Source organism: Vogesella fluminis, assembly GCF_014652335.1.
Taxonomy (GTDB): domain Bacteria; phylum Pseudomonadota; class Gammaproteobacteria; order Burkholderiales; family Chromobacteriaceae; genus Vogesella; species Vogesella fluminis.
On record NZ_BMYP01000060.1, the window covers coordinates 1 to 9287 of the forward strand.

The window sequence follows — 9287 nt, forward strand, 5'->3', positions numbered from 1 at the left end:
AACGGCCCTGCGTTTCACTATTCCGCCTTCGGGCAGGCCCAAGTCCGACAGGCTGCTAGAGATACTTTTTCGGCGACGCCTCGCCCCGAGATTGCCCCGCTGCTAGCCCTCGCTGCTGAACAATGCCGATTACTCGCGATTTCAACTACTACCACGCTCAAGGCAGGACTCGACGTTGATGCGATTGGTACGAATGGCAATGTCGTCGCTTTGCATGACGAGAACGGCGTTCCGCTTCGCACAATGGGCACCGGTTCAACTAGGCTATTGGTGTCAGCCTTGCTGAGTAAAGTGTCGGATCAGCCCTTGGCCCTCATTGATGAACTGGAGTATGGGCTCGAGCCTTTCCGCATCATCCGCTTGCTGCATACCCTAGGGTCAAAAAATTCGCTTAACCCATCCCAGCAGGTGTTCTTCACTACCCACTCATCGGTGGTGATACGCGAGCTCGATGTTGCCCAGCTCTGGATTGTGCGTCGAGCAAGTCAAATGATATCCCTCTTGCAGCCAGGAGTAGATTTACAAGGAACTACACGAGCCTATCCTGAAGCATTCCTTGGCAAAAAGATCTTAGTCTGCGAAGGAGCTAGCGAAGTGGGCATCGTCCGCGGAATGGACTTGTACCTCAATCGGTTGACGGATCCAGCTTATGCTGGCGGACTGGCGCTGCGTGGCGTTATTCCGGTCGATGCCGGAGGTTTTGACAAGGTGCACAGAATTGCCCTGGCATTCCAGTCGGCAGGGTATCCGACAGCGATATTCAGAGACTCTGACAAGGCACCTACACCGGCACAGTCGACGATGGATTCGACGTTTATCAGGCAAGATGGGGCAGTGTTTGCTTGGCCAGACGGTCAGCACCTCGAATCGGGACTGTTTGAACATGTAACCGACGACATGGTGAGACAACTTCTGGAATACGCGAAGGAATTGCGTACGCCTGAATCCATTGATGTGGATCTGCGTTCGTTCAGCCAAGGTAGCTATGATCTGAAAAAGCTAGAAGACGAGATGCTTCTTGAAGGCTCCTCCAGTGCTCATCGTGCCTTGCTTGGGTTAACGGCCAATAAGCGTGAATGGTTCAAACGAATCACTTCCTATGAACATATCGCAGCCGATATCGTTCTTCCTGGCTGGTCCCTTTGCACGCGAAACGCGGAGTACCTCAAGTCCCTTTTGATCAACATGACTCAGTGGTGTGTCAACTAACTCATGTCCTTCCTGTTAGAAACAGATCGCGGATGCGTCACAGCCCCGGCAGGGACGGGAAAAACCCAGCTGCTCGCCGAAGCGGTAGCGACCTATCGAGGTTCACGGCCAATCCTGGTGTTGACCCACACCAATGCGGGTGTCGCGGCGATGCGGCGCCGACTGAAGACTCTCCAGGTTGATCAGCGGTACTTCCAGATCAGCACGCTGGATGGACTGGCCTTGCGTCTGGTGAAGATGTTCCCTCAACGCTCATGCCATCAGTTCGATGCCAACGCTGAAAGGATCGATTATCCAGCCGTCCGCGAAGCTATGGTGAAGTTGCTATCTGGCCACGCTATTGACGATGTTCTAAAGGCCAACTTCGCGCGCATTTTGGTCGATGAATACCAGGATTGCGACGTCGTGCAACACACAATCGTCTGCAACCTTGCCGAGCTCTTTCCCACCTGTGTTCTTGGAGACCCTCTGCAGCAAATTTTTACTTTCAGAGGAAATACCTTACCTACATGGGATGTCGTCCAGGGTCATTTTCATGCCCATCACACGCTGAATACACCATGGCGATGGTTGAGAGCTGAAACGCCGGAGTTTGGCAATTGGCTGCTTGGCATAAGAAGCGCCCTGCTAAATCGACAGCGCATTGACCTGTCCCAGGCGCCAAGGGCGAACGTCGAATACATCCCTAGCGGTAATGAGGAAGCCATCAAGGGAAAGCTACTGGCGCTTGGCCGGGAACCAGGCCCATCGTTAATTATCGGCAATAGTATGGTTGTCGGCTCCCGTCATCAGCTAGGGCGGATCACTCCAGGGGCGTCCATAGTTGAGCCTGTAGATTTGCGTGATCTCACCACCTTTGCACGGGACCTCGATGCTCAGCTTTCGCTGGGTCAGGCTGCAGGTAACAGTGTATTGGGGATAGTTCACCAGTTTGCCCAGAGTGTGATGACTGCCCTACCGTCCCAGAGAGAGTTACAGAGCCGTATAGCGTCTATCAGATCACATCGGAATATCAATCCACCGTCCCCGCTAGAATCGCAGGCAATACTTCTAGAGGATCAGCCATCCTACATTGCGATAAGTGGGTTGCTGAAGTTATTTCATGAGATTCCCTCGGCACGAGTATTTCGGCCGACAGTATTCAGAACCGCCATTGATGCCATTGCAATTGTTGTCACCGGACACGCCCCTAACTTGCTGGCGGCGGTTGCTGAAAAAAGGGAGCGCATGAGGCACACAAGCCCGGAGCTACCGCGCTGCGCGATTGGGAGCACGCTACTCCTTAAAGGGCTTGAATCGGAAAAAGCACTGATCACTGATGCGAATGATATGAATACTCGCCACCTCTATGTCGCACTGACACGGGCGAGCAAGAAGGTGGTGGTTTGCGCAACCTCGCCCCATCTACCTCTACGCGTGTAATTACACGGCGGTTTTGATAGCGACAGACATAGGCAACCATGAAATTAATGCTCAGCCTTGAACTGAGTTAATACTCTTTCCAGACGGCGCAATAGGTAATCTGCCATCGCGAAGGTTTGTCCAAACAAAGGAAGTCGTCTCACAAGCCGCATATTCGAGGCTGCGCTTGTCTTGGAGTTGGCCGAGCGGCTTCGGTACGTCGGTGACATGGAAGGATGTCGCGAAGTTGTGGCATTAGCTGTGGAGAACCATCCTGGACACACTGGGCTGTTGGAGGCAGAAACGAATATGCGGCCTGATGTTCCGATCATTTGGCGCGACATCATGTTGCCAGCTGCTGAGCAGTCGCAACAACAAAGCGCCTAGCACTCGACTACTATTGAGAACCACAAAAAAGAAGAACCATGCCTTTTGACTATCTGGCAGCATTTCCCATACCAGTCCACATCATGCCACCAAGACTGTGCGGCTTGCTGGAGCCTATCGGCTTGTCGCCAAGCCAATTCGTGGAGGTGGCCTCCATGCAGGAATCAGATCCTCATGGAGTACAAGCAGAGCACCTCTATTTGCAGATGGCAGTGGTTCCTGGAGTGGATGGTGGCCCCATCGAAGTTCTATCCGAGGCAGGCGATGGCGTAGTCGAGTACTCGGTTCCGGCTGGCGACGCCCTCGGCTGCTCAGCCAGATTTTCTCCGTCAATTTCTGGCCATGACTACATCGTTGCGGCATGGGGTGATGGCTCGTTTTACACCTTCAATCTTGCCGAGAAGGTCTGGATGACTCTTGGGCTGACACCCCGCTGCGTCGGCAACGACCAGCAACGTTTGGTCTACGATGACATGGGACTTCCAGAGTTCGGTGTGGCCGAGGGCGAGGTGTCAAGTGACTACCACTGGAACTTGAAGAGAACAGTCAGTTGGCGCATGTCGAATGAGTACCTTCGCCGCTACCTTTGGCTGCGTGGTGCGCGGGGTGTGCGAGTTTTCTACTACTCAACCCAATTGCAAGATGTTCCGGAAGTCCGAGCGCTCATGGAAGGGAAGACCCATGTGAGCCGCAAACCCGCCGAAGGGGTAGCTTGGTACGAGTTGGATATCAGCGAGCACGAAGGTGGGCTTCTGGTTCAACTCTGGGCTTCCGTCGAGGTGGTGATGCCGGAACTATGTCCAGAGCAGACTGCTGAGGGGATTCTGTGGCCTGGTAACACTCAGCCCATGACACACGCGCGAGCGAACGCCCTGATGGCCCCAAGTCCGGTCTATCTCGACGACCGGTTCCTCCTGAAGTACGAACAGAGCGCTTTCTACGACTCAACGCCGGTTCATATTAGGGGTCAGTGGTACTGCAGCTCGTCATACAGAGGGCAGTGGAGTTTCACTGAATGCCGGCGGGTCGGAAGAAATTTGGTCCAAGTCCCGATGCGTGAGTTATACAAGCCGAAGCCGGATCGCGAGATCGTGCATGCTAGATCATTCGCGGTCGACCCGGCCGATTTGGCTCATGTGGACCTGCATGAAGAGCATGTAGTCGCCAAGGTGCAGCGACTGCTCGAGGTGCTTCTACGATTGGGGGATGGCCTTTCCTCACTCGGCACAACCGTGGGACTGAATAAGTCGGCAGCAGAGCTGACCGGTTTTGATCGCGCAGAGGTGGTGGCCAATGGTTGGTCGGCTTATCCGGCGCTCAGTCGGTTGGCCCAGGTCGCACCGCTGAACATGACACAACAGATGTTCTTGGCGCGCTGCAAGAGCTTGCACGAGGTGTGGCAACGCGTTCCCAACGGCTACCTCAAGTCATTGTTGGAACACGCCGGGTGTCCGAGAGTGGCTATCAAGGACCTTGGAAGCCTCAGGCTGCTGCAGGCACTGCTAAACGTCATCGAAAGGCTGAATGCTCATGAGGAGGCAAGCGATGCCTTTCCCTCAGGCAGAGAGCCCGAGGGCTGGAACGACCGCAATGCCGCCATGGCGGCCTTATTCTTGAACAACGATCTCAGAATCGCCGATGCGCACGAAACCATGGAGCAGTGCCTGACGACCCTGCAGCAGCTTGGTTTCGACACAGCGAACGTCAATGCAGGCTATGGAAGGGCGCTCGATTTCGTCATGGACGGCGTCATCAATGCCTTGGGGATCGTGGCTACCGCCATCGAGAATCTTGTGAGCCGTAGGTGAGCGACTTAAGTGTCTGCTATGTAGTTAGAGTTAAGCAGATTTTGACCTTGCGATGATTGTCCTGCCTGGGAGTCTCGCCGTGCTCGGCTAAATCCGTTAGATGGAGTGCGAGCATGTGGGTTTTATCTACAAATTCGTTAGCTTGGGTGGATTGCGACGGACAGGCAGCGGGTCGGTCACAGCAGACCACTAGGCAGTGGCTGCGAGAAGTAAATACCAGATGTTAGAATTAATAAGGGCTGTAGGCTTATTTTAGCCAAAGGCAATATTTGATTGTGCCGCCCAAAATACAATGTAATCCCCGCTGCAATAGTTTGGTAGCTCCATTTTTTTTATCTCATCCAAAACAAATGTATACATCATCAATAATAACACAGCGTCTTTTACGTCATAAAAAAGAAAGTCATCGTAGTGTCGTGATCGATCTCCACAGGCAAAGCGTGAGACAATTTGATTGTGGACTTCTCGGTCTTGCGTGCTTGCTTGGAGTGTATTTCGTTTTGTGAACGAATTTTTCCTGGCTAGGGTTTCGTCAGTGGCATTGATATATGCACCACAGTCTAATATAAATGCGGCATCTGGGGAGTGCGCACCATGTAGTTCATATAAAAACTCAAAGTCATCCCAGTTTTTCCACATTTTATAGCTGAATACAATTTTGAACGGCTCATTCCATTTGCTATGTGGAAATAATTCTTCGCTGTCGTCAGGGATGTGGTCATAGCGCTTACTGTATATCGCGCTTACGGAGTGCAATTTTTGTTTTGCGTTATTTAGTTCATCTTTATCAAGGGTTGATTTTATCTCCGCGACGCCGTACACCTCTTCTATTGGAAATAGTCTTAAGTCATTTTCGACGTCTAATATAAATCGAGGGCAGGTTTCTTTGTTGAAAAAAACCACGTCACACTCTTTTGATATATTTCCACCTTGATTGATTACATATCCTTTTGCGACTCCAATTTTTTCTGGCAGGAAAATTTTTAGAAAATCGCGCACTTGCTTTTCTCTTGGTCCGCCAATTTCATCTGGTCGTCCAGAATTTCTCGATAACGCTTTTTCAAAGTCATGCAGGGCGCTTTCGAATATTTGGGATATGCTATGCTGTTTCATAAAATATTTTTCACTTGGTCTGCTATGTACGGCTTCTTGATTGCTGAGGGGCTGGAGATGCATCCATCTGGTCAGCCTGGTAGTTCACCAGCCTGTTACGGGCCTGCTCCGGGTTCTTGCAGTTGAGCCATACGTCGTATTGGTCACGGGGGATGATGACCAGACTGCGTTTCTCGTCCTCTGGCTTGTGCATCCGCTGCATCAGGGCGTGGTGATCTGCATTGATGGTGATCTGGGTGAAGCTGTAGCTGGTGGAACCATCCTGTTCCTGCCATCCACGCCACATCCCTGCGACGGCAAAGGGTTCCCCGGAAGCCAGCCTGATGCGTGTCCGCACCGCCTTACCAGTCTCGTAGCATGGTTCATAGAACGCCTGCATCGGGATGAGGCACAGTTGGGACAGGTGCCACGCTCTCTTGTAGGTCGGTAGCGGGCCGATGGTCTCCGCTCTGGCGTTCATTGTGGTGAGCCGTCTACCCGGTGGCATGTGCCCCTTCGGGACAAACCCATAGCTCGCCATGAAGGCAAAGGGGCCGTCTCCCGTGTCGATGATGGCCGGGGCCAGATAGTCTTGCCACGTCTCAGCCTTCCACTCGAATTCAGGTGTAGGTACCTTGAAGTGATCTTCAAGTTGTTGCCGCGTGGGTGGAGTGAAGTTGATGCACATGCGGCCAGTATAAGTTCTCGATAGGTTCTTGGTGTTGCCTTTGAAATCGTACATAATCAAAAGCAGCAGCAGCAGGAGCCAACCATGATTACCGCCTTTTACCACCCCGAATCCAGCCCACCCATGCTGGCCGTTCCCGTGTTTTCTTCCCTTGTTCCCGCAGGATTCCCGTCGCCAGCCGACGATTACCTTGAGGCTGTGCTGGACTTGAACAGCTTGTTGATTTCCGACCCACCCGCGACCTTCATGGTGCGGGTAGCGGGTGACTCCATGGTGGGCGCTGGGATTGGCAGCGGGGACATTCTGGTGGTGGACCGTAGCTTGGCACCGGCGCACGGGGACATCGTACTGGCGATCGTGGATGGGGACTTCACCGTGAAGCGTCTGCACAAGCGGGGAACCCGTGTTGCCCTGATCCCTGAGAACGCAGCCTATCGCGCCATTGAATTGCACGATGGGCAGGAGCTACAGGTATGGGGCGTGGTGACCGGCTGTGTGAAACAGTTCAGACAGGTGGGGCGGTAATGCCGCTGTTTGCCCTGGTGGATGGCAACAGCTTCTATGCGAGCTGCGAGCGGGCCTTCAGGCCTGATCTGATTGGCCGTCCTATCGTCGTCCTCAGCAACAACGATGGCTGCGTTGTGGCACGATCAGCAGAGGCCAAGGCGCTGGGCATCAAGGGCTTTGTACCGTTCTTCGAGATTCGGGATATGTGCGAACGCCATGGGGTCGCGGTGTTCTCCAGCAACTATGCGCTGTACGGGGATATGTCCAAGCGCATGATGGTGGTCATTGGCGGCTGGGGCATTGAGCAGGAGGTCTACAGCGTGGATGAAAGCTTCATCACCCTTGATGGCATCCCCAACCTCAAAGACTACGCAACACGGCTCAGGGCCGATGTGCTGCAACGGGTGGGTATCCCGACGTGCGTAGGTATCGGTACCACCAAGACCCTCGCCAAGCTCGCCAACCATGTCGGCAAGAAGTTTCCCAAGGCTGAAGGGGTGTTCAGCTGGGACTGGTTGACTGCTGATTGGCAGGACAAACTCATGGCCCGCATCGAAGTGGGTGATGTCTGGGGAATCGGGCGGCGCATTTCTGAGAAGCTGGGGACGATGGGCATACATACCGCACTCGATCTACAGCGTTCTGATCCCCGTGAGATCAAGCGCAGCTTCAACGTGGTGGTCGAGCGTACCGTGGCGGAACTTAACGGGGTGAACTGCTTGGCGCTGGAGGATGTCTCCCCAGACAAACAGCAGATCATTGCCAGCAGGAGCTTCGCGGAACTGGTAGGGGACTTTGATACGCTCGCCAGTGCTATCAGCCATCACGCTTGCCGAGCAGCAGAGAAGCTACGGCAGCAGAACAGTGCGGCCCGTATGGTGGGCGTGAGCATTTGTACCAACCCGTTCCGTGAGCGTGACTCGCAGTACACCGGCTGGATCGTAATACCCTTGGTTCACCCGTCTGCTGACAGCGCCGTGATTACCCATGCCGCACTGGCAGGACTACGCGCGATCTACCGCAAGGGGTACCGCTACAAGAAGGCGGGTGTGATCCTCACGGAGATCGGGCCGCAGGGGCTGGAGCAGCGCGACCTGTTTGTCCCTCTGCCTGATCCACGCCGGGCCAAGGTGATGGCGGTGATGGATCGGGTCAATGCTGAGTTCGGTAGGGGAACGCTCAGGCTTGCCAGTGAGCAGCTACAGCGGGGTTGGGCAATGAGGCAGGAGCAACGATCGCCACGCTGGACGACTCATTGGGAGGAAATTATTACAGTGAGGTAGGGGCGCGCGCCTTAAACGAATGCAATGTTAGACCTGTTTATTATCTACGGATTTTTGTGGTCTCTGCCGCAAGTAAAGTTAGAGTGCAAAAATAAATAAAATTTGGCTGCGCAAGCACAGTGAAACTCAGTCCCTGCGGATTTTTAGAAAAATATGAAGCCGCAACAAGTAGGCAGAATGCAAGCAAGCTACCACCTACAATTGGTCCCCAGCTTGCAATATCATTTTCAGAGAGTCGAAGGTTCATGCGATGGATCATATATATCCAGGCAAATACTGTTGCGTACGCCACAAGCCCAAGAATTGGGAGCGCCACCAGATCCCATGAGAAAGGGTCAGCCAAGATGGCTCCATCGGTTGATCTAACCATAAAAGACAAGGTAGAAAGGGCAATTAATAGAGGGCGAGTATTTGTTTTTTCAAGAACACCGAGTATTTCTGTAAGCATTACACCCCTCTAGAAATTTCTATGTCTAGCGGAAAAAATGGACTTTCCCGTCCTAAGGCCGCGGAAGAAGCTGCGGGCAGCACTGGCTGCCATGATGCAGTTTCTACTCCACCTCAACCATAGAAGGGAAGCCCTTTTCCAATATCACGTTAGATATCGACGTCGCTGTGCACGTTTATAAATGATAAAACCCGGCTTGATGCCGGGTTTTATACATATTGGTGGGCCCGGAGGGGCTCGAACCCTCGACCAAAGGATTATGCTTACCACTACGGCTTTCGCCGCCCCTTTCGAGTTTGTGGTCTGGACTATACCTTCCCATTACAGGCTGGCCGTCTAGTCTCTACACCTTCCCTCTTGGTAGAGGGCTTGGTTCGGTATTGGCGTATCTTAAGATTTAGCTTTCAGAGGGTGTGCAGAATTTTGTGTAAACGGACCATTGGCGGGAAACTGCCAAATTGTCC

Annotated in this window: 8 protein-coding genes; 5 read left to right on the forward strand and 3 right to left on the reverse strand. The window is 53.2% G+C overall.

The features are described from left to right. The 3 genes from IE083_RS14635 to IE083_RS14645 form a co-directional block, all read left to right on the forward strand. A partial coding sequence (locus IE083_RS14635; RefSeq protein ID WP_189354777.1) for an ATP-dependent nuclease occupies positions 1-1209 on the forward strand: 1209 nt, incomplete at its 5' end. Between the two features lie 3 nt (positions 1210-1212). Then, positions 1213-2631: a UvrD-helicase domain-containing protein gene (locus IE083_RS14640; protein ID WP_189354778.1), complete on the forward strand. Its 1419-nt coding sequence runs from the start codon at positions 1213-1215 to the stop codon at positions 2629-2631. 404 nt (positions 2632-3035) lie between these two features. Further along, positions 3036-4805: a hypothetical protein gene (locus IE083_RS14645; RefSeq protein WP_189354779.1), complete on the forward strand. Its 1770-nt coding sequence runs from the start codon at positions 3036-3038 to the stop codon at positions 4803-4805. A 252-nt stretch (positions 4806-5057) separates the two neighbouring features. On the opposite strand, the gene IE083_RS14650 is transcribed toward IE083_RS14645, so the two are convergent. Together IE083_RS14650 and IE083_RS14655 are read right to left on the reverse strand one after the other, a co-directional pair. Next, a complete protein-coding gene (locus IE083_RS14650) occupies positions 5058-5981 on the reverse strand; it encodes a DUF6602 domain-containing protein (protein WP_189354780.1) in 924 nt (307 codons plus the stop codon). Continuing rightward, entirely contained in the window at positions 5941-6690 is a 750-nt protein-coding gene (locus IE083_RS14655; RefSeq protein WP_229799778.1) for an SOS response-associated peptidase, read from the reverse strand. The genes IE083_RS14650 and IE083_RS14655 overlap by 41 nt, the downstream gene beginning before the upstream one ends. Between IE083_RS14655 and IE083_RS14660 the strand changes: the two genes are divergently transcribed. Next, positions 6670-7110 (forward strand): LexA family protein, encoded by a 441-nt coding sequence (locus IE083_RS14660; RefSeq protein WP_189354781.1) that lies wholly within the window; start codon positions 6670-6672, stop codon positions 7108-7110. The genes IE083_RS14655 and IE083_RS14660 overlap by 21 nt on opposite strands. Then, on the forward strand, positions 7110-8375 hold the full coding sequence (locus IE083_RS14665) for a Y-family DNA polymerase (RefSeq protein ID WP_189354782.1): 1266 nt from the start codon (positions 7110-7112) through the stop codon (positions 8373-8375). The genes IE083_RS14660 and IE083_RS14665 overlap by 1 nt, the downstream gene beginning before the upstream one ends. Positions 8376-8415: 40 nt before the next feature. On the opposite strand, the gene IE083_RS14670 is transcribed toward IE083_RS14665, so the two are convergent. After that, positions 8416-8823, reverse strand: a complete 408-nt coding sequence (locus tag IE083_RS14670) for a hypothetical protein (RefSeq protein ID WP_189354783.1) — start codon at positions 8821-8823, stop codon at positions 8416-8418. Positions 8824-9287: the final 464 nt, after the last annotated feature.

Bases quoted from the DNA above. Each gene is read 5' to 3' on its own strand.
- IE083_RS14640 (WP_189354778.1), top strand. From the start codon at position 1,213: ATGTCCTTCCTGTTAGAAACAGATCGCGGATGCGTCACAGCCCCGGCA.
- IE083_RS14645 (WP_189354779.1), top strand. From the start codon at position 3,036: ATGCCTTTTGACTATCTGGCAGCATTTCCCATACCAGTCCACATCATG.
- IE083_RS14650 (WP_189354780.1), bottom strand. From the start codon at position 5,981: ATGCATCTCCAGCCCCTCAGCAATCAAGAAGCCGTACATAGCAGACCA.
- IE083_RS14660 (WP_189354781.1), top strand. From the start codon at position 6,670: ATGATTACCGCCTTTTACCACCCCGAATCCAGCCCACCCATGCTGGCC.
- IE083_RS14665 (WP_189354782.1), top strand. From the start codon at position 7,110: ATGCCGCTGTTTGCCCTGGTGGATGGCAACAGCTTCTATGCGAGCTGC.
- IE083_RS14670 (WP_189354783.1), bottom strand. From the start codon at position 8,823: ATGCTTACAGAAATACTCGGTGTTCTTGAAAAAACAAATACTCGCCCT.